The organism is Streptomyces sp. NPDC018000, assembly GCF_044328025.1.
GTDB lineage: Bacteria > Actinomycetota > Actinomycetes > Streptomycetales > Streptomycetaceae > Streptomyces.
The window spans coordinates 36,843-55,926 of sequence record NZ_JBIRGM010000001.1; the positions used below are offsets into that span (position 1 = coordinate 36,843).

19 protein-coding genes are annotated in these 19,084 nt (G+C 70.6%); 11 read left to right on the forward strand and 8 right to left on the reverse strand.

Translation table 11 applies throughout. From position 1 onward, the window contains the following. The first annotated feature begins 9 nt into the window (after positions 1-9). A complete protein-coding gene (locus tag ACH4EW_RS00200; RefSeq protein ID WP_398249569.1) occupies positions 10-930 on the forward strand; it encodes a hypothetical protein in 921 nt (306 codons plus the stop codon). A gap of 140 nt (positions 931-1,070) precedes the next feature. Here the strand turns inward: ACH4EW_RS00200 and ACH4EW_RS00205 are convergent, their stop codons facing one another. The 3 genes from ACH4EW_RS00205 to ACH4EW_RS00215 form a co-directional block, all read right to left on the reverse strand. Then, the gene (locus ACH4EW_RS00205) at positions 1,071-1,928 is read right to left on the reverse strand and encodes an enoyl-CoA hydratase/isomerase family protein (protein WP_398249571.1); all 858 of its coding nucleotides are present in this window, start codon (positions 1,926-1,928) and stop codon (positions 1,071-1,073) included. A gap of 61 nt (positions 1,929-1,989) precedes the next feature. Continuing rightward, positions 1,990-4,218, reverse strand: coding sequence for an acetate--CoA ligase family protein (locus ACH4EW_RS00210; protein WP_398249573.1), 2,229 nt, complete (start codon positions 4,216-4,218; stop codon positions 1,990-1,992). Positions 4,219-4,530: 312 nt separating this feature from the next. Beyond that, positions 4,531-5,709, reverse strand: coding sequence for a flavin-containing monooxygenase (locus ACH4EW_RS00215; protein ID WP_398249575.1), 1,179 nt, complete (start codon positions 5,707-5,709; stop codon positions 4,531-4,533). 169 nt (positions 5,710-5,878) lie between these two features. Between ACH4EW_RS00215 and ACH4EW_RS00220 the strand changes: the two genes are divergently transcribed. Continuing rightward, on the forward strand, positions 5,879-6,331 hold the full coding sequence (locus ACH4EW_RS00220; protein WP_398249576.1) for a DoxX family protein: 453 nt from the start codon (positions 5,879-5,881) through the stop codon (positions 6,329-6,331). Next, positions 6,328-6,756, forward strand: a complete 429-nt coding sequence (locus ACH4EW_RS00225) for a Zn-ribbon domain-containing OB-fold protein (protein WP_398249578.1) — start codon at positions 6,328-6,330, stop codon at positions 6,754-6,756. Before ACH4EW_RS00220 ends, ACH4EW_RS00225 begins: the two co-directional genes overlap by 4 nt. 4 nt (positions 6,757-6,760) lie before the next feature. Here ACH4EW_RS00225 and ACH4EW_RS00230 read toward each other — a convergent pair whose 3' ends face one another. Further along, positions 6,761-7,345 carry a hypothetical protein gene (locus ACH4EW_RS00230; protein WP_398249580.1) on the reverse strand — a complete coding sequence of 195 codons (585 nt, stop codon included), beginning with the start codon at positions 7,343-7,345 and terminating at the stop codon, positions 6,761-6,763. Between the two features lie 13 nt (positions 7,346-7,358). Then, the gene (htpX, locus tag ACH4EW_RS00235; protein WP_398249582.1) at positions 7,359-8,294 is read right to left on the reverse strand and encodes a zinc metalloprotease HtpX; all 936 of its coding nucleotides are present in this window, start codon (positions 8,292-8,294) and stop codon (positions 7,359-7,361) included. A gap of 215 nt (positions 8,295-8,509) precedes the next feature. On the opposite strand from htpX, the gene ACH4EW_RS00240 reads away from it, so the two are divergent. Then, positions 8,510-9,703 (forward strand): cytochrome P450, encoded by a 1,194-nt coding sequence (locus ACH4EW_RS00240; RefSeq protein ID WP_398249584.1) that lies wholly within the window; start codon positions 8,510-8,512, stop codon positions 9,701-9,703. 43 nt (positions 9,704-9,746) lie between these two features. Next, positions 9,747-9,935: a ferredoxin gene (locus tag ACH4EW_RS00245; RefSeq protein WP_329818499.1), complete on the forward strand. Its 189-nt coding sequence runs from the start codon at positions 9,747-9,749 to the stop codon at positions 9,933-9,935. 62 nt (positions 9,936-9,997) lie between these two features. On the opposite strand, the gene ACH4EW_RS00250 is transcribed toward ACH4EW_RS00245, so the two are convergent. Beyond that, positions 9,998-10,663 carry a pyridoxal 5'-phosphate synthase gene (locus tag ACH4EW_RS00250; protein ID WP_398251179.1) on the reverse strand — a complete coding sequence of 222 codons (666 nt, stop codon included), beginning with the start codon at positions 10,661-10,663 and terminating at the stop codon, positions 9,998-10,000. Between the two features lie 85 nt (positions 10,664-10,748). On the opposite strand from ACH4EW_RS00250, the gene ACH4EW_RS00255 reads away from it, so the two are divergent. Together ACH4EW_RS00255 and ACH4EW_RS00260 are read left to right on the forward strand one after the other, a co-directional pair. After that, a complete protein-coding gene (locus ACH4EW_RS00255) occupies positions 10,749-11,027 on the forward strand; it encodes a type II toxin-antitoxin system Phd/YefM family antitoxin (RefSeq protein ID WP_398249586.1) in 279 nt (92 codons plus the stop codon). Then, positions 11,020-11,424 carry a type II toxin-antitoxin system VapC family toxin gene (locus tag ACH4EW_RS00260; protein ID WP_388661434.1) on the forward strand — a complete coding sequence of 135 codons (405 nt, stop codon included), beginning with the start codon at positions 11,020-11,022 and terminating at the stop codon, positions 11,422-11,424. The genes ACH4EW_RS00255 and ACH4EW_RS00260 overlap by 8 nt, the downstream gene beginning before the upstream one ends. A gap of 24 nt (positions 11,425-11,448) precedes the next feature. On the opposite strand, the gene ACH4EW_RS00265 is transcribed toward ACH4EW_RS00260, so the two are convergent. Then, a complete protein-coding gene (locus tag ACH4EW_RS00265; RefSeq protein ID WP_398249588.1) occupies positions 11,449-12,618 on the reverse strand; it encodes a thiolase C-terminal domain-containing protein in 1,170 nt (389 codons plus the stop codon). Between the two features lie 161 nt (positions 12,619-12,779). On the opposite strand from ACH4EW_RS00265, the gene ACH4EW_RS00270 reads away from it, so the two are divergent. Together ACH4EW_RS00270 and ACH4EW_RS00275 are read left to right on the forward strand one after the other, a co-directional pair. Then, on the forward strand, positions 12,780-14,018 hold the full coding sequence (locus ACH4EW_RS00270) for an acyl-CoA dehydrogenase family protein (protein ID WP_398249590.1): 1,239 nt from the start codon (positions 12,780-12,782) through the stop codon (positions 14,016-14,018). Then, positions 14,018-14,512 carry a nitroreductase family deazaflavin-dependent oxidoreductase gene (locus tag ACH4EW_RS00275; protein WP_398249592.1) on the forward strand — a complete coding sequence of 165 codons (495 nt, stop codon included), beginning with the start codon at positions 14,018-14,020 and terminating at the stop codon, positions 14,510-14,512. Before ACH4EW_RS00270 ends, ACH4EW_RS00275 begins: the two co-directional genes overlap by 1 nt. A 187-nt stretch (positions 14,513-14,699) precedes the next feature. Here the strand turns inward: ACH4EW_RS00275 and ACH4EW_RS00280 are convergent, their stop codons facing one another. Next, positions 14,700-15,347 (reverse strand): TetR family transcriptional regulator, encoded by a 648-nt coding sequence (locus ACH4EW_RS00280; RefSeq protein ID WP_398249594.1) that lies wholly within the window; start codon positions 15,345-15,347, stop codon positions 14,700-14,702. 369 nt (positions 15,348-15,716) lie between these two features. Here ACH4EW_RS00280 and ACH4EW_RS00285 point away from each other — a divergent pair, with 369 nt between their 5' ends. Both ACH4EW_RS00285 and ACH4EW_RS00290 read left to right on the forward strand, forming a co-directional pair. Continuing rightward, positions 15,717-16,532, forward strand: a complete 816-nt coding sequence (locus ACH4EW_RS00285; protein ID WP_398249596.1) for a VOC family protein — start codon at positions 15,717-15,719, stop codon at positions 16,530-16,532. 161 nt (positions 16,533-16,693) lie between these two features. Beyond that, entirely contained in the window at positions 16,694-19,084 is a 2,391-nt protein-coding gene (locus tag ACH4EW_RS00290) for a serine/threonine-protein kinase (protein WP_398249598.1), read from the forward strand.

Below are 19,084 nucleotides of genomic sequence, written 5' to 3' on the forward strand. Positions count from 1 at the left end.
GAAATTCATATGGTCAGTTCGTCCCACGAGGCGATGCATCGCATCTTCCAGGAGTACCCGGGACTGTTCTCCCGCGTCTCCGAGGTATTAGGGGTCGAGATCGGTCCGCCTGCCTCAGCCACCGTCATGCCCACCGACCTCACCGAAAACCGGCCCCTCGAACGCCGTGTCGACACCCTGCTGCGCATCGACATGGAGGACGACCGGTCCTACCTTCTGGCGATCGAGGCCCAGGGGAAGAAGGACCCGGAGAAGCCGGCGAGCTGGATGTACTACCTGTCGTACCTCCAGGCGAAGTACAAGCTGCCGCCCATGCTGCTGGTCGTCTGCCAGGACCGGGCCACCGCCGAATGGGCCGCACGCCCTTTCACCTTCGGGCACCCGCAATCGCCCGTGCTCACCCTGCAAGCCCTCGTCGCCGGCCCGCACAACATGCCGGTGATCAAGGACGTGGCCGAGGCCCGCAAGGACCTGGCGCTGGCCACACTGGCCGCGATCACACACGCTGACAATCCGGACGTCGGTGCCATACTGAAAACCCTGTCCGCCACACTGCGGGACGTGCCGGAAACCATCGCCGATCCCATCGTCGAACTCATCGCACAGGGCCTGGGCAACCGCCCGGCCGCACAACAGTGGAGGAACCTGGTGGCCGTGGACCTTTCTTTCTATACGTCAGCCATTTCGGAAGAAATCCGGGACGAAGGCCGCGCAGAAGGTCGGGCACAAGGCCGCGCAGAAGGTCGGGCAGAAGGTTGTACGGAGGGCATCGCGAGAAGCATCCTGCTCCTCCTCGCCCAGGCCGGCACCGACGTACCCGACGAGGCGCGTGAGCGCATCACGGGCTGCGCCGATCTCGACATCCTGAGCCGCTGGCTCCTGCGGGCCGCCACCGCCGTGTCCGTTGAGGACGTCTTCGCCGAGAAGTAGGCAGACTGCGGCCGGGACCCGCCGGTGGCCTACGCCAACGGATGAGTCCCGGCCGCACACCAGGGGAGGAACCCGGTGGCTGCGGACCCCGGGCAGTTCCCCCGTAGTGACGGCGACTGACGTGAGCGCCTCCAGAGCCCTCAAAGCCCCCGGTACTTCGGCGTGCGCCGCTCAACGAAGCTCGCCACGCCCTCGTTGGCGTCCTGCGTCGTCATATTGATCTCCTGGGCCATCGCCTCCGCCGCAAAGGCCGTCGCCCGGTCGGAGTCCAGGGAAGCGTTCACGAGCTGCTTGGTGAGGGCGATCGCCCGGGTCGGGCCGTCGGCCAGCCGCTGGGCCCACGCGCGGGACGCCGCTTCCAGCTCCTCGTCCGGGACCACCCGGTTGACCAGCCCCAGACGTTCCGCCGCCGCCGCCGGGAGCGAGTCGCCGAAGAACATCAGCTCCTTGGCGCGCTGAGGGCCGATCAGGCGCGGCAGCAGATACGCGCCGCCGCCGTCCGGTACGAGGCCGCGGCGTACGAAGACCTCGATGAACTTCGCCGACTCGGCGGCCAGCACGAGGTCGCAGGCGAACGCGAGGTGTGCGCCGATACCGGCCGCCGTGCCGTTGACGGCCGCGATGACCGGTTTCTCGCAGTCCAGGACCGCGCCGATCAGGCGCTGAGCGCCGAGCCGGATGGTACGGGCCACATCGCCCGGTACCCGGTCGCCCGTCGACGGGGCGCCGCGCAGGTCTGCGCCCGCGCAGAAGCCGCGACCGGTGGCGGTGAGGACCACGGCCCGGACCGTCGGGTCGGCGGAGGCCTCGGCGAGGAGCGCGATGACGCGTTCCCGCTGGTCCCAGGTGACGGCGTTCATCGCCTCGGGGCGGTTGAGCGTGATCCACGAGACGCCGTTGTCAGTGGTGTGGAGTATCAATGAGTCGAGCGGGTCGGCCGGCGCGGCGGGCCCGGTGTGTTCGGTGTGCTCGGCGGTGTCTTCGGGGGAGGACGGCATGAGGCAGCTCCTTGGCAGGTGGTGGGGTGACGGGCGGCGGGAGGGGAGGCCCGGTGACCGGTCAGCGGCAGACGGCCAGCGCGTCCAGTGCCACCGCGCCCTGTCCCCGCCCCAGCACCATCAGCGGGTTGATGTCCAGCTCGGCGAGGTCGTCGCCCAGTTCCAGCGCCATCCGCTGCACCCGCAGCACGACCTCGACGAGCGCGTCCACATCCACCGGGGGGCCTCCGCGTACGCCTTCCAGCAGGGCGCGGCCGCGCAGTTCGCCGAGCATCGACCGCGCCTGGTCCTCGCCGAACGGCGGTACCCGTACCGCCGCATCGTGCAGTACCTCGACCAGCACACCGCCGAGCCCGACCGTCACCGTCGGTCCGAACAACGCGTCCTGCGTGACACCCACCATCATCTCGACGCCCCGCTCGACCATCTGGCAGACCAGGATTCCGTCCAGTTCGACGCCCTCGTACCGTGCGATGTCGGTCAGCTCGCGGTACGCGTCGCGCACCTGGCTGGCGGAAGTGAGCCCGACCTTGACCAGACCCAGCTCGGTCTTGTGCGCGAGCCGGGCGCCCGATGCCTTCATGACCACCGGGTAGCCGACCAGTCCCGCCGCCCGGACGGACGCCGCGGCGCTCGTCACCAACTGCTCGCGCGGGACGCGGATTCCGTACGCCCGCAGCAGCTGTTTCGCCGCGTGCTCGCTCAGCTGCTGGCCCGGGCGCATCAGTGCCTGCGCCTTGCGGAACGAGGGCGACGGCGTGCGCGGCGCCTCGTCGAAGGGGGAGCGGTAGGAGGCGGTGAATTGGTGGTGGTCCAGGTAGGCCTTCACGGCGGTGATGCAGTTGCCGAAGGTGCGGAAGGTGGCGACGCGGGACGAGCCGAGCAGCGTCGTACGGTACGCGTCCTCCGTACCGACCGGCGAGCCCCAGATCACGCACACCAGCTTGTCCGTGGTCTCCGCGGCGTCCACCAGGTCCTGCGCGAGTTTGTCGCTCATCGGGGGGAAGGGCCCGGTGATCGGACAGATCAGCACCCCGACGGCGGGGTCGGCGAGGATCGCGTCAATGATCTTCCGGCCGCGCCAGTCGCCGACCGGATGGCCGCCGTTGTCGACCGGGTTCGCCACGTTCAGATAGCCCGGGATCCACTCGTGCAGCTCGCGCTGCTTCTCTTCGGACAGGGTGGGAAGCTTCAGCCCGGCCCCGGTCGCCAGGTCCGAGAAGTGCGCCCCCGTGCCGCCCGAGATCGAATACACGACGACCCCGTCGGCCACCGGCTTCCGTGCCCGGGCCAGCAGGGTGGCGGTGTCCTGGAGTTCGTCGAGGCCGTCCACCCGGATCACGCCGAACTGCCGCATCGCCGCGTCCACCACCTGGTCGGCACCGGTCAGCTTGCCCGTGTGTGACGCGGCCATCCTGGCCCCCGTCTCCGTACGCCCCACCTTGACCGCCACGACCGGGACCCCGGCCCGCGCCGCCCGGTCGGCGGCAAGGAGAAAGGAGCGCCCTTTCTTGAGCCCTTCCACGTAACAGGCGATGGCCCCGACCTCGGGGCGCTGCGAGAAGTACGAGATGAAGTCGGCGGTCTCCAGGTCGGCCTCGTTGCCCGTGGGAGCCCAGTGCGAGAGCCGCACGCCCAGCTCCTGAAGGGTGTAGACGGGGCGCCCCTGGTGACCGGACTGAGTGATCAGCGCGATCGCCGGCCCGTCCAGATCGTCCCGGAACTTCTCGAAGGCGTTGAGGTTGGTGTTCGGCCCGAGCAGCCGCAGCCCGGACCGCTCCACGGCTGCGGCCAGCCGCGCCTGGGCGGCTGCGCCCTCCTCCCCGGTCTCGGCGAACCCGGAGGCGAAGGCGACGGCGAACTTCACCTTGGCCTGAGCGAGTTCCTCGATCACCGGCAGCGGATCGCCGACCAGAAGCACAGCCAGATCGACCTGCTCCGGCAGGTCCGCGACGGAAGGACAGCAGGCACGCCCGAACACGGACTCCCGGCTGGGATGCACCGGATGCAGCCGCGCCCCTACCCGCTCGGCCCAGTCGATCAGTTGTCGGGTGATTCCGGTATTGGGGCGCCCCTCGGTGTCGGACGCGCCGATGACGGCCACGGACTCGGGCCGGAAGAACCGGTCCAGATCCGGCACGGGCGCGTGCAGCGGGCGGCCGCTGACATCGAGATCGCCCTCCGTGGCGGCGGCCGCCATGCTGTGGACGATGGCATACGGTTCTTCGCCGCAGGCCACCACCCTGGCGCGGAAGTCGGTGGTGAAGGTGCCGTGAGTCGATCCAAGCATCGTTCCGCCCACTTCTGCTCGAAGTCCGTCAGGTGCTAGTGCCGGTCGCGGCACCAGTGCTCGCGGCCAGCCTGAAGCTGACACTCTGTCAGGTTACTGAACTGACGGCCCGTCAGGAATGGGCTTGCAGGCAAAGGATGATCCGGGCGCGGGTGGCCCTCGCTTCGCACGTTCGGCCCGGATCCCGGGAGCGGCGTGGCGAAGGTCGTGGTGAACGCCACGCCCACGGCCTGCCCCGGGCCTTCGCGGCGTGGGGTGCGGACGGCCCTTCCGGTCGCGCGGCGTGCACGTTCGCAGGGCGGGGCCGGCCGGTCAGCGGGTGCGGGCCAGCCTCTTGGCGATCTTCCGTGCGTCCAGGGCCATTTCGCGGAGCATTCCGCTGATCGGGTTGGTGAACCCGGTGAAGTACAGGCCGGGTGCCTGCCTGGGTGTACGGCCGCCGCGTACCACCGGCCGACCCCGGGCGTCCAGTACGCCGAGGTGGCCGACCAGGTCCTCCAGGGCCCGGCGGTAGCCGGTCGCCGCGATCACCGCGTCCGGGGTGATCCGGTTCCCGTCGGTCAGCACCACCGCGTCCTCGTCGAACGACTCGACGGCCGCCACCGGCACCACCCGGCCGCTCTTCACCGCGTCGATCAGCCCCACGTCCTGCACCGGAACGGCGCCGTCCCTGGCCCGTGAGTACAGGCCGGTGTCCGGACGCGGGAGCCCCCGCTCAGCGAGGTCGGGCACGGCCATCCGTGCCATCAGGCCCCCGGCCCGGTCGACCAGTCGGACCGGCAGCCTGCGTGCCAGGATGCCGGTCGCCTGGGCGGGCCAGCCGGCCGTGGAGCGGCGCACGATGTGCGGCACGGTGCGCACGGCGATCCGCACCCGGGACGCACCGCCCTCCACCAGGTCGACGGCGATCTCCGCGCCCGTGTTGCCGATGCCGACGACGAGGACGTCCCTGCCCGCGTACGGGGCGGGATTGCGGTAGTCGCAGGCGTGTACCAGATCGCCGGTGAAGGTGTCGCGGCCGGGCCAGTCAGGGATGCGCGGGGTGTGGTTGTAGCCGGTGGCGACCACGACGGCCCGGCTGGTGAGCACCCGGCCGCCGGTCGCGGTCAGTTGCCAGCCGGCCCCGTCCGGGGCCCGGTCGATCCGGGACACCTCGACGCCCGTCACCACTTCCAGCCCGTGGTGCTCGACGTACTTCTCCAGATAACGCACCACATCGTCCCTGGCCACCCAGCGTCCGAACCGGCGCGGCATCGCAAGTCCGGGCAGCGCCGACCACCGCCGGGTCGTGTGGAGGTGCAGCCGGTCGTAGTGGCGGCGCCAGGACGCGCCCACGTTCCCGGACTTCTCCAGCACCACCGTTCGTACCCCCTGTTCGCGCAGGGCCGCGGCGGCGGCGAGACCGCCCGGGCCGCCGCCGATGACGTACACGGGCCGGTCCTCGGTGAGGGCCCGGGCGGGGCTACCGGCGGTAAGCGCGTTGTCAGGCATGGTTCGGAGCGTAATCGCGCACTCTTTCGGTGGGTCTCGGCCAAGACCGGAATCGATTGCGAATTCATCACGGGCGTGCGGCTTGTGGGCGCTTCTCGCACGCCTCTTGCGCGAGCCGTCGCCATCAGGTGAACTGACGTACCGTCAGATCCAGTGAGAGGGAGGCCGCATGCAGACGATCTGGCTCGGCGGGGCCGAGTGGCTCGCCGTTCTCCGGATAGGCCTCGGCCTGTGGTGGCTGGAGAGCTGGCGGCACAAGGACAAGAAGGGCTGGTTCGAGCGCGGTACGGGCATAGCCTGGGCTGCCGACGTGGCGGAAAAACACCGATGGTCGGCCGTACGCAGTGGCTTCCGCCGCATCGTCGCCCCGCGCCCCAAGGCCATGGCCTACCTCGTCGTGTACGCCGAACTCGCCCTGGGACTCGGCCTGATCACCGGATTCCTCACCCCCGTCGCGCTCGTCGCCGGACTCCTCCTCAATCTCCTCTACCTCGTGCTGATGATCCACGACTGGGCCGAGCAGGGGCAGAACGCGATGATGGCGCTCATCTCGCTCGTGGCGCTGTTCGCGATGTCCTGGCAGACCTGGTCCCTCGACAACGCGATCGGACTCTTCCTGTGACCGCGACCGCCGTACGTTTCGACCTGCCGGAGCCCGACGCCTTCACCCGCCCCTACTGGGACGCCGCCGCCCAGGGGCAGTTGCTGATCCGCCGCTGCGGTGCCTGCGGGCGCGCCCACCACTACCCGCGCGAGTTCTGCCCGTACTGCTGGAGCGAGGACGTCGTCTGGGAGCGGGCGAGCGGGCGCGCCACGCTCTACACCTGGTCCGTCGTCCACCGCAACGACCTGCCGCCGTTCGGTGCCCGCGTCCCGTACACCGCCGCCGTCGTCGACCTGGCCGAGGGGCCGCGGATGATGACGGAGATCGTCGAGTGCGCGGAGTCGGGCCTGGCGATCGGCATGCGGCTCCAGGTCGCCTTCCGGCGGGAGGCGGGCGAGGAGGCCGTCCCGGTCTTCCGGCCCGGGCCCTCCGGTACCGGCTGACCGGCTACAGCCCCGGCGCCCCCCATACCGGGAACCACCGGGCCAGGTCCTTCTCCATCCGCAGGTCGTCCCCGAGTACCGCCCGGACCTGCAACTCCAGCTGGTTGTCACGCTTCTCGACGCCGCCCGGCAATGGCGCGAACGGATAGAACGTGCCGCGTTTGTAGAGGTAGACCAGGGCCAGCGGACGGTCCCGCGCGTCCCGGAAGCCGATCAGGGAGCAGAGTAGCTGCGGCCCGAAGCCGCCGTCCTGGAGCAGGGTGTTGACCGCGTGCAGGTCGTTGACCAGGGTGGCGACGTCGTCGGGGGACTGACGGGCGAGCAGCCAGGTGTAGCCGTACGTGTCCTGGCTGAACTCCACCGGAATGCCGCCCCGGTCGGTGTCGGCGTCGAGCAGTTCGCGTACGTCCTGCTGAATACGGGCGAACGTGCCGCCCTCGACGCCTGCGAAGCAGACCGAGCCGAGGCCGGTGGGCGTGAACCCGGCGCCGGCCTGGAGGGTGAGGGCGGCGGAGGGCACGGCGAAGAGTTGGTCGAGGTCGGGGCGGACCGGTTTGCTGCGGCCCAGAATGGCGTCGAGAAGACCCATGAACGTTCGTTCCTTACGGACGGGCGAGGTCGGCGGAGATACGGGCGAGCTGGTCCAGACGCTGTTCGAGGGTCGGGTGGGAGGAGAGCAGCCGGCTCAGGCTCTCCTTGGAGGAGAACGCGGGAACGAAGTAGAAGGCGTTGTACGGCTCCGCCTTCCGCAGGTCCTCGGTCGGTATGCGGGCCATCTGGCCGCTCACCTTCGTAAGGGCGGAGGCGAGCGTCGAAGGGCGGCCGGTCAGCAGGGCGGCGGTGCGGTCGGCGGAGAGCTCGCGGTAGCGCGAGAGCAGCCGGGTGAGCAGGAAACTCAGGCAGTACACGACCGCGCTGACCAGCGGGATCAGCATGATCGCGATACCGACGGGGTCATTGCTCCGGCTGTTGCGGGAGAGGCCGCCCCACAGGGCGACACGGGTGACGATGCCGGCGAGTACACCGAGGAAGGAGGCGATCGTCATGACGGCGACATCACGGTGCGCGACGTGCGACATCTCGTGCGCGAGCACGCCCTCCAGTTCCTGCGGTTCCAGTCTGCGCAGCAGTCCGGTGGTGGCGCAGACGAGGGCGGTTTTCTCGCTCCGGCCGGTGGCGAAGGCGTTCGGCACATCGCTCTGGGCGATCGCCACCCGAGGCTTGGGCATGTCGGCCAGGGCGCAGATCCGGTCGACGGTGCCGTGCAGTTCCGGCGCTTCCTCGGGGGTGACCTCCCGGGCACCCATGCTGAAGGCCGCGATGCGGTCGCTGAACCAGAACTGGGCGATGAACATGCCGCCCACGAGGATCAGAATGATCGGCCAGGCGCCGCGCAGCACGGCGAGCAGTACGCCGACCAGGACCACGTACAACAGGCCGATCAGGAACATGGTGCCGACCATGCGTGTGGTCAGTCCGCTGTCCTGGGCGTAACGGGAACGCGTGCTGGCGTGGCTGCGGGAACGGATTCGGCTCATTTTCGCCTCCAGTCACCCTGATGCCTTCCATCTTGCCCCTTTCACAAGGAACGCGGAGGCAACCGGATGGCTCGAAATGCCCGCTCGGCCCGGCGGGCGGAAAATGGATCTTCCCGAGGAGATTTGGCCGAACAACACCTGGACGCATTAGGTGCCCGAGGCATCTAGTGGGCTGGAGATCGGTTAGGACTCCCCATCTCTTTGCGAGGTCCGCCATGGCAGACGCCGAGACCGTCTCCTTTCCGCAGAACCGCACCTGTCCCTACCACCCGCCGACGGGATATCGCGAGCACCGGGGGCAGCGGCCCGTGTCCCTGGCCAAGCTCTTCGACGGCCGCACGGTGTGGCTGGTGACCGGGCACGCCGAGGCACGTTCGCTCCTGGTGGACCAGCGGCTCTCGTCCGACCGGGAGAACCCCGCGTTCCCGTTCTTCGCCGAGCGGCTGGCCGCGATCAAACTGCGACGCGTCGAACTGCTCGGCGTCGACGACCCGGAGCACAACGCCCAGCGCCGGATGCTGATCCCGAGCTTCACGGTCAAGCGGACGACCGCGCTCCGGCCGCAGATCCAGAAGACCGTGAACCGGCTGCTCGACGCGATGGCCGAGCAGGGCCCGCCGGCCGATCTGGTCGACGCCTTCGCCCTGCCCGTACCGTCCATGGTCATCTGTGCCCTGCTCGGGGTGCCCTACGAGGACCACGAGTTCTTCGAGGCGCAGTCACGCAAACTGCTCCGCGGTCCGGCGGCCGCGGATGTCGAGGCAGCGCGGGACAAGCTGGGCGACTACTTCCGCGTGCTGATCGAGCAGAAGCGGGCCGCCCCCGGCGAAGGGCTGCTGGACGAGCTCATCGTCAAGCAGCTGGAGACCGGGGGAGTGGACCACGAGGAGCTGGTGCGGCTGGCCCAGATCCTGCTCGTCGCCGGGCACGAGACGACCGCGAACATGATCTCGCTCGGTACGTTCACGCTGCTCCAGCATCCCGGTCGGCTGGCCCGGATGCGTGAGTCCGAGGGCCTGATGGGTTCGGCGGTCGAGGAACTGCTCCGCTTCCTGTCCATCGCCGACGGAATTTCCCGGGTGGCCGTCGAGGACATCGAAGTGGGCGGGGTGACCATCCGTGCGGGGGACGGCGTCATCCTGACCACGTCGGTGATCAACCGGGACGAGACCGTTTATCCGTCACCGGACGAGCTGGACCTCGGCCGGAATGCGCGCAATCACGTCGCTTTCGGGTTCGGAATCCATCAGTGCCTGGGCCAGAATCTGGCACGGGCCGAGCTGGAGATCGCGCTGCCCGCGCTTTTCGACCGCTTTCCCGGTCTGCGGCTCGCAGTACCCGCCGAAGAAGTCCCGTTCAAACCTGGTGACACCATCCAGGGGCTGCTCGAATTACCCGTGACATGGTGATCGGAACATGGTGATCGAAATGCGACCGGAAGGCTCTGCCGGAATGCGGATCAGTATCGACAAGGACCGGTGCATCGGCGCGGGCCAGTGCGCGCTCACCGCGCCGAAGGTGTTCACGCAGGACGACGACGGGTTCAGCGAACTGCTGCCCGGCTACGAGGAGGCGCTCGACGGCGCCACGGTGAAGGAAGCCGTCCGGGTCTGTCCGGTGCAGGCGATCACCCTCGGCTGACGGGCCGTCCCCGGCCGTGCCCGTACGGCGGGGGCCGCGCGGGCACGGCCGGGCCGGAGGCCCTACGGCCAGAGGAGTTCCCGGGACCAGTTCGCGTCCTGCCTGCGGTAGCGCAGCCGTACGTGCCTGCGCGCCCCGTCGCCCTGGAAGAACTCGACCTCCCGCGCCTCGACCACGTACCGGGTCCAGCTCGCGACCTGTGCGTCCGGTTCGTTCCGCGCCCGCTCCCAGGCGGCGTCGGCGGTGCGGACCAGCTCCTCCCGGGAGCCCAGCACCTCGCTCTGCGAGCCGGTCAGCGCCGAGGCGAGCGCGCCGGTCGAGCGGGCGTGCAGATCGGCCAGGCTCTCCTCGGGTGCGCACGCGGTCACCGGACCCCGCACCCGCACTTGCCTGGCCTGCGCAGGCCAGTAGAAGCCGAGCGCCGCGTACGGCCGGGCGGTGAGCTGACGGCCCTTCGCACTGGTGCGGTGGGTGGCGAAGTGCCAGCCGCGCTCGTCCGCGTCGTGCAGCATCAGCGTCCGCACATCGGGGTGCCCCTCGGCGTCGGCGGTGGCCAGCGACATGGTGTGCGGCTCCACCTGCCCGGCGGCCACCGCCTCGGCGAACCAGCGGTGGAAGAGGGCGAGCGGGGCCGGCGGCGCGGCGGCCGGATCGAAGCCGGGAAGCTCCACGTCCCAGACACGCTGGGCATGGAGCAGGTCCAGGAAGCTCTGGTGTGCGTCGGTCATGCCCCCATTGCAGCGCATGCCCGGTACGGGGCGGGCGAGGCCATCGCTGTAGCGCAGCGGGACACACAGGGCTACTCTGGTATGCATGAAGACCATCACCCAGCGCGAGTTCCGGAACAACTCCGCCGAAGTCATGAACGCCGTGGAGGCGGGCGAGGTCTTTCACATCACCCGCAACGGAATAGAGGTCGCCGAACTGCGGCCGCTCACCCGGAAACGGCAGCTGAGCTCCGAAGAGCTGGTGGCCAGGCACCGTCGGCTGCCCCGTGTGGACAGCGTGCTGATGCGCCGCGAGGCCGATGCCTTCTTCGGGGCCGAGGACCGGGTCGGCGACGACGACCCGTGGGAGCGCGAGCGTGGCTGAGCGGCATGCCGTGGGGGTGCTCGACACCTGCACGTACATCGATCTCGATCTGCTGCGTGCAGAGGATCTGCCCGTCCTCCCGGCGCTCACCGCCGTGACGATGGCCGAGCTCCAGCAGGGTGTGGCGATGGCCCGGGATCCCGGCGTGCGGGTGGCCCGGATGGAGAAACTCGGTGCCGCAGTCGCCGACTTCGAGCCGCTTCCCTTCGACGGGGACGCCGCGGCCCGCTACGGGAGCCTGGTGGCGCTGGTGATCGCTGCCCGGCGCGATCCCCGCCCCCGGCGCATGGACCTGATGATCGCGTCCATCGCCTCGGTCAGGGGGCTGCCGCTCTATACGCGCAATGCGGCCGACTTCAAGGGGCTGGAGGGGGCCCTCACCGTCGTCCCGGTGTGACCGGCCGGCCGACGGCCCGCCCCCTCACCCCCGCCCCAGCACCACCGTCCCCGATGAGCAGAACCAGCCGCCCGTCCCCGATGCCACCGCCAGCTCCGGGAGCCGCCCGCCCGCCCTGCGCACCTGGCGGTCTCCCGCCTCGCCGCGCAGCTGCCGTACCGCCTCCACCAGCAGGAACAGTCCGCGCATCCCGGGGTGGCAGGCGGACAGGCCGCCGCCGTCCGTGTTGACCGGCAGCTCGCCCGTCAGGCCTGTCCGGCCCTTCTCCAGGAACGGGCCGCCCTCGCCCTTCGCGCAGAAACCCAGGTCCTCCAGCGTCACCAGCGTCATATAGGTGAACGCGTCATAGATCTCGGCGAGATCGATGTCCGCGGGCCGCACCCCGGCCCGTTCGAACGCCAGGCGGCCGGAGACCGCCGCGGGGGAGACCGTGAAGTCGTCCCACTCGGACATGGTGGAGTGCGAGATGTGCTCACCCGTACCGAGGATCCACACCGGATCCTTCGCCGTGTCCGGTACATACTCCTCGGCGGCCAGCAGCACCGCGCAGCCGCCGTCGCTGCGGATGCAGCAGTGCAGCTTGGTGAACGGGTCCGCGATCATCGGTCCCGACAGCACGTCGTCCACGGTGATCGGGTCACGGAACATGGCGTCCGGGTTGGCCGCCGCGTTCGCCCGCGCCTGGACCGCCACCTCGGCGAGCTGCTCCAGGGTCGTCCCGTACTCGTGCATGTGGCGGCGGGCGGCCATCGCGTACTTGGCGATCAGTGAGTGCCCGTACGGCACCTCGAACTGGAGCGGGCCGCGCGCCCCGAAGGAGAGATTGGACGTCCGGCGGCCCGCCCTGATGTCCGCGCGGGCCGTCGACCCGTACACCAGCAGCACGGCATTGGCGTGACCCGCCGCGATGGCGTCCGCCGCATGGGCCGCCATCACCTCCCAGGTCGAGCCGCCGACCGCGGTGGAGTCCACCCAGGTGGGCTTCAGCCCCAGATACTCGGCGACCTCGACCGGGGCGAGCGTGCCGAGTCCGGCGGAGGCGAAACCGTCGACCACGGACCGGTCCAGACCCGAATCGGCCAGTGCCCGGCGCGCGGCCTGGGCGTGCAGGGCGTACGGCGTGGCCTCGTCGACGCGTCCGCAGTCGGCGAGGGATATGCCGACGACAGCGACCTTGCGGTGGGAAGAAGGCATGGATCTGACGGTACATCAGATCCATGCCGGACGGACCGCCTGGCGAGGCAGGGATCTTCCCGTATCCCTGTGCGTGGCCCTGTGCATCTGCTGGATTCACCCCTAATATGACGCCCCGTCAGATCGGAGGCCGAAGGCCCCTGAGGGGAAGGAGTCCGACGATGGATGCCGCCTTCACCGCGGAACAGGACGAGATCCGCCGCACCCTGCGCGAACTGCTGGCCAAACGCAGCGGACCCGACGGCGTCAGGAGTGCCGTACGGACGTCCGGCGGGTACGACGAGACCCTGTGGCGACAGCTCGCCCAGGACCTCGGGCTGCCCGGCCTCGCCCTCCCGGAGGAGTACGGAGGCGTCGGCTGCGGCCTCGCCGAGCTCGCCGTCGCCTGCGAGGAGACCGGCCGCGCCCTGCTGCCGTCGCCCCTGATCGCCACCGCCGCGCTTGCCGCGCCCCTGATCGCCGCCCTCGGCACCGAGGCCCAGCGCACCGCCCTGCTGCCGCGCATCGCAGCCGGCGCACTGACCGCGACCCTGGCCGTCCCCGGCGGCTCGCTCGCCACCGCACTCGGCCTCACCGGTGACCCCACCGGCGGTGCCTGGGCGGGTGGCGGCCGGGCCGGCGGTATACAGGCCAGGCCGGTCGGCGGCGCGGAGGGCTGGCGGCTGTACGGGGAGGCCGCGCAGGTCCTCGACGGGCACAGCGCGGGTCTCCTCCTGGTCGCCGCCCATGCCGGCGGCTTCCCGCGCAGCCGTACGCTTCTCTTCCTGGTCCGCCCGGACACGGCGGCCGGAATCGTCCGCACCCGCCGGACCTCGCTGGACGAGACCCGCCCGCTGGCCCGCATCGAACTCCGTGACACCGAGGCCGAACTCCTCGGCGCGGACGACGCCGTGGACGTCGCCGGCGCGCTCGCCCCGGCCGGACGAGGCCTCGCCGCACTGCTCGCCGCGCAGGCGGTGGGGGCGGCGGCGAGCGCACTGGAGCGGACCGTCGAATACGTCAAGGCGCGCGAACAGTTCGGCCGGGCGATCGGCTCCTTCCAGGCCGTGAAGCACCGCCTCGCGGATCTGTACGTACAGGTGCAGGCGGCCCGTTCCGCCGCGTACTACGCGGCCTGGGACCCGGCGGCCGGGGGCCTCGCCCTCGCCCAGGCCCTGGAGGCGCTGCGCATCACCACGGCCGAGGCCGTCCAGCTGCACGGCGGGATCGGCTTCACCTGGGAACACGAGGCGCATCTGTACTTCAAGCGGGCCGCTGCCGACGAACTGCTCTTCGGTCCCGTCCACCGGCTCCGCGACCATGCGGCGCAGCAGGCCGGGCTGTTCGCGCCGTCGCACGGGCAGTCGTCCATGGCCTCGGCATCGGCCGCCCGGGGATCGGCCGGGAAGGTGGCGGTCTGATGGCGCCCGGCGTCCGGCTGATCCAGAAGGTGTCCTCGACCCGCACGTTCGCGAGGGTCGCCCCGCATGTCATCCCCGCCATGGACCGTACGGTGCACCGGCTCACGCGCGGCAAGGTGCTGCTCAGCGCCCGGATGCTGCCGGGGCTGATCCTGACGGTGCCGGGCGCGAGGAGCGGGCGGCTCAGGACCACTCCGCTGGCCTGCATGCCGGAGAAGGGGACGGAGCAGAGCTGGATCCTGGTCGGCAGCAACTTCGGCCGTACGGGGCACCCGGCCTGGACCGCGAATCTGCTGGCGGGTCCCGGCAAGGCCGTCGTCAACTGGGAAGGCCGGGACATTCCGGTGCGCGCCACACTGCTGCAGGGCGCGGAACGGGATGCGGTGTGGCAGACGGCGCTGAAGTTCTGGCCGCCCTATGCGACGTACCAGGCGCGGGTCGAGCGGGAGATCCGGCTCTTCAGGCTGGAACGGCGGAGTGACGCCGCGACCTGACGCGGAAGCGGTGCGCGCAGACCGTGGGCGTTGGCGATGCGCGGAAACTGTGCGCCGGAGCGATCAGTGGAACGGTCCGGGTGCACCGACGGCGGACCACATGCGTGGTCCGCCGTCGGCAAGACAGGACCTGGGGCGCCCGGAATGGCCGCGCGGTGCCCAGTGGGGGAAGGGGCCCGGCGCGGCGCTACCTGGTCGGCTTTCTGCCGGTGATGCCCAGATGCACCAACAGTGCGAGATTCGGTTTGAGTTCGGCCTGCTTCACGCCCCAGGTCGTGAAGCCCTTCTGGTGCGAGGCGACCGAGGCCAGCATCGCGACGAGCGAGCCCGCCATCGCGGCGGCGCTGACGTCCTTGTCGACCTTGCCCTTGGCCTGGAGCTCCTTCACCGAATCCGTAAGGGAGTTGGTGATCGAATTCAGGATCTTCATGCGGATCTTGTAGAACCGCTTGTCGCCCTCGGCCGCTCCGAGGTCGACCACGCGCAGGATCGCGTCGTGATGTCGCCAGAAGTCGAGAAATCCCTCGACGAGTTCTTCGGCGGTCTGCCAGCCGGCCTTGCCGACCCAGGAGCGGCCGGCGACCAGTTCGGTCAATCCGGCGCCTTCCTTGGCCATTTCTTCGGCGATTTCGAGGACGGCGCCTTCGACGTCGGGGAAGTATTGATAGAAGGTCGCGGGTGAAGTCCCCGCCTTCCGGGCGACGTCGATGACTTTGACGTCCCGGTACGGCGAGGAACTGAGCATCTCGCTGAGGCAGTCGAGCAGCTTCTGCCGCGTCGCCTGTCCGCGTCGACCGGCCACGCGGCCGTCGACGGTGCGCACTTGTCCTGTCATGCCGTCAGCTTACCGAGGGGGGATCGGAGCGCGATTCGGCCGACTGCAAATGGGGAGCACCGCAGGTGGGGTGGGGGAAGTGGCCGGATATCGACGGATGAGTCCTGAGCGGCGATAAGTCTTATCAACAGCCTGTGGATAACTTCCGTGGATAACTTTGTGTGACGCCATGAGCAAGGAACTCCTCTGTCGAAAATGAGTTCGATGTGGACGGGTCGGGGCGCGACGCGTGCCGTCCACGGTTACGTTGGGTGTGACGAGCGTCACCGCCATGCACGGTGAACGGCCGCGACCGGCCGCGGGCAAATGCGAACGAACCGTGACCGACTGCGAACGACCGCGAACGACCGCGACGGAAGGACCGGGCCCATGGCCGCATTCGCGCAATCCGCGCCGTGCTGGGTGGATGCGCAGCTCCCCGACCTCGAAGCGGGCAAGCGCTTCTACGGTGAGCTGTTCGGCTGGACCTTCCGGACCGGCGACGGGCCGTACGCGGATGCCCTCAGCGACGGGAAGCTCGTCGCCGCACTCGCCGCCAAGCAGGACGGCCGGATGCCGACCGCCTGGGGCATCTACTTCGCCACCGACGACATCGTCGAGTCCGTCGCCCGCATCAGGGAGGCGGGCGGTCAGGTGATCACCGACCCCGTGCGGGCCGGCCGGGCCGGAGTGCTCGCCCAGGCGGCCGACCCCGGCGGAGCGGTCTTCGGGCTCTGGCAGGCCGGTGACCGCGAAGGCTTCCAGAAGCAGAACGAACCGGGTTCCTTCTGCTGGACCGAGGTCCACACCCGGCAGAAGGATCGCGTCGACGCCTTCTACGAGGAGGTCTTCGGCTTCCAGGGCACCGATGTCGACGCCTTTGGCGCAGGTGGATCCGGCACGGCCGAGCCCGCCGCCGACTTCCGTATGTGGTCCCCGGAGGGCACGGAACCCGGGCCGGACACCGCGGTCGGCGGGCGCAGCGTCATCACCGACGCCTTCCCGGCCGAGATGCCCAGCTACTTCCTCAACTACTTCGCCGTCGAGGACTGCAACGCCGCCGCCGGACACGCCGTACGCCTCGGCGGCCGCATCTCCGCGCCGCCCTTCGACATCCCGTACGGGAGGACGGCGGTCCTCCAGGACGACCAAGGTGCCGTGTTCGCCGTACTTCAGCCCCCTGTGCCCGAGAAGAGGGCAGAGTGAGGTGTGACACCCCGGTCCGCCCCCGGGTTCGCAACCAGGACCACAGCCAGGAACAATCGGGGTGCGCACCGCCGGGTGGTGCCCAGTGGTGAGACGCCGTACAGGGCGGGTTTTCGCGGGCTTCTGTTTCCTGAGGCCCGTACGGGGAGGTGGCAGGGCAAGTGGTGGAGCAGCTGACGCAGCACGACCCGAGGCGGATCGGCCCGTTCGAGGTGCTGGGACGGCTAGGGGCCGGTGGCATGGGGCTGGTCTATCTCGCCCGCTCGGCTTCGGGCCGGCGGGTGGCGATCAAGACGGTGCGTACCGAGCTCGCCGAGGACCAGCTGTTCCGGGTCCGCTTCACGCGCGAGGTGGAGGCCGCCCGCGCAGTCAGCGGCTTCTACACGGCCGCGGTGGTGGACGCCGACTCGCGGGCCGCCGTGCCGTGGCTGGCCACCGCCTATGTGCCCGCCCCGTCGCTCGAGGAGATAGTGAGTGAGTGCGGGCCCATGCCGGTCCAGGCGGTGCGCTGGCTGGCCGCCGGTATCGCCGAGGCGCTCCAGTCGATCCACGGCGCGGGGCTCGTCCACCGCGACCTGAAGCCGTCGAACGTGCTCGTCGTCGAGGACGGCCCGCGGGTGATCGACTTCGGGATCGCGTCCGGGGTCTCCAACACCCGGCTGACCATGACGAATGTCGCCGTCGGCACACCCGCCTACATGTCACCCGAGCAGGCGCGGGACTCGCGCAGCGTCACCGGCGCCAGCGATGTCTTCTCGCTCGGCTCGACGCTGGTCTTCGCCGCCACCGGCCATGCGCCGTTCCACGGCGTCAACCCCGTCGAGACCGTCTTCATGCTGCTGCGTGAGGGACCCGATCTGGAGGGCCTGCCCGACGAACTGAGGCCGCTGATCGAGTCCTGTATGCAGATGGACGCCGGGCTGCGGCCCACCCCCGCCGATCTGCAGGCCCAGCTCGCCCCGCACCTCTTCGCCTCCGGCAGCGACGACAGCGGTACGGCCTCGGCATGGCTGCCGGCCTCCGCCACCGCGATGATCGAGCAGCGTCGCGGCGGAGGCCGCAGGACCGCGGCTCCCGCACCCCCTCCGCCCCCCGTGCCGCCGCCGCCCCAGCAGCCGCCCGGCGCCGACCGTGCCGCCGCCTGGCGCAGCGGCGCCGGCGCGCACTCCCCGGCCGCCGTCTCCGCGCAGCTGCCCGACGAGGGCGGCCCCGTCCGGCTGCCCGGTGCGAAGGTGCCGATCGGCCCCGGCCCGCGCGCCCAGGACGTACGGGCCACCGCCACGGCCACCGCGGACGTCGGCCCCGCGACCGGCTGGGTGCGCCCGCCCACCGGGGTGAACGGCACGGCCCCCGCGGCCCCGCCCGCCCCCCTGCCCACGCCCGCGCACGCCCCCGAGACCGCGCCCCCCGGCCCGGACCGCTGGCGGCCCTGGCGGTTCCGGATGTCCAACGACGTCTGGGGGACGCCCGTCGTCGCGGGGGATCTCCTCTACGTCACGTCGTTCGAAGTGCACGCCCTGGACATCGGCAACGGACGACGCCAGTTCAAGACCCGGGACGTCGCCTGGGTGATGGCCGTCGAAGGCGGCCGTATTCACGCCTCCGACGGGCCGTCGCTGTACGCCCTGGACGCGGCGACCGGCGCCGAGCGGTGGCGACTGCAGACCGATGCCTGGGTGTACTCCCTCAAGGCCGACCGCAACACCGTCGTCACCGGCACCAGGGGCGGCGGCGTCCAGGCGTGGGAGGCGTCCACGGGCGAGAAGCTGTGGGAGAGCAGCGGCGTACAGACCGACTTCGAGACGGCGGAGGCCGGGCCCACGATCCACGACGGCACGGTCTACCTCTGGCAGGACGCCCGGCTGCGCGCCGTCGACGCCCGTACCGGCATCGAACGCTGGTCGTACCCCATTGGCGACGCGGCCTCCTGCGGCGGTGTGCCGGTCCGGGTGACCGCGGCGCCGGACGGCTCCGTGTACGCCGTCGCGGGGGCCCGGGTCCTGGCCGTCGACACCGTGTCCGGTCATGTCCGCTGGCACTTCGAGTCGCCCGCGGTCTTCCTCTCCCCGCCCGCGTTCGCGCCCGGCCCCGCCGTCACCGGAGGCGGTGTGTACCTCGCCGACTACCTCGGCACGGTGTACGCGCTCGACGCCTCGACCGGCAAGGACCGCTGGCGCATCGCCACGGAGTCCCGCCAGTCGATCGAACCGGTCCTGGTCACGGCCGGGAACGTCCATGTCGGCAGCGGCAGCGCGCTGTACACGCTCGACGCGGTCACCGGCACCCCGAAGTGGCGGTTCGCGGCGGGCGGCGAGGTGGTGGGGGCCCCGGTGGTAGCCGACGGCCGGGTCCACTTCGGCTCCGCCGACCACGTCCTGTACACCCTGGACGCGGCGGGCGGCCAACTCCGCTGGAAGCTGGCGACGGGCGGCGAGATCACGGGTTCGCCGGTGGCGCGGGGCGGTGTCGTGTACGCGTGCAGCAAGGACCGCTGCGTGTACGCGCTGGATGCGCTGAAGGGAACGGGCACGGGCAGCCGCCCCCGGACCTAA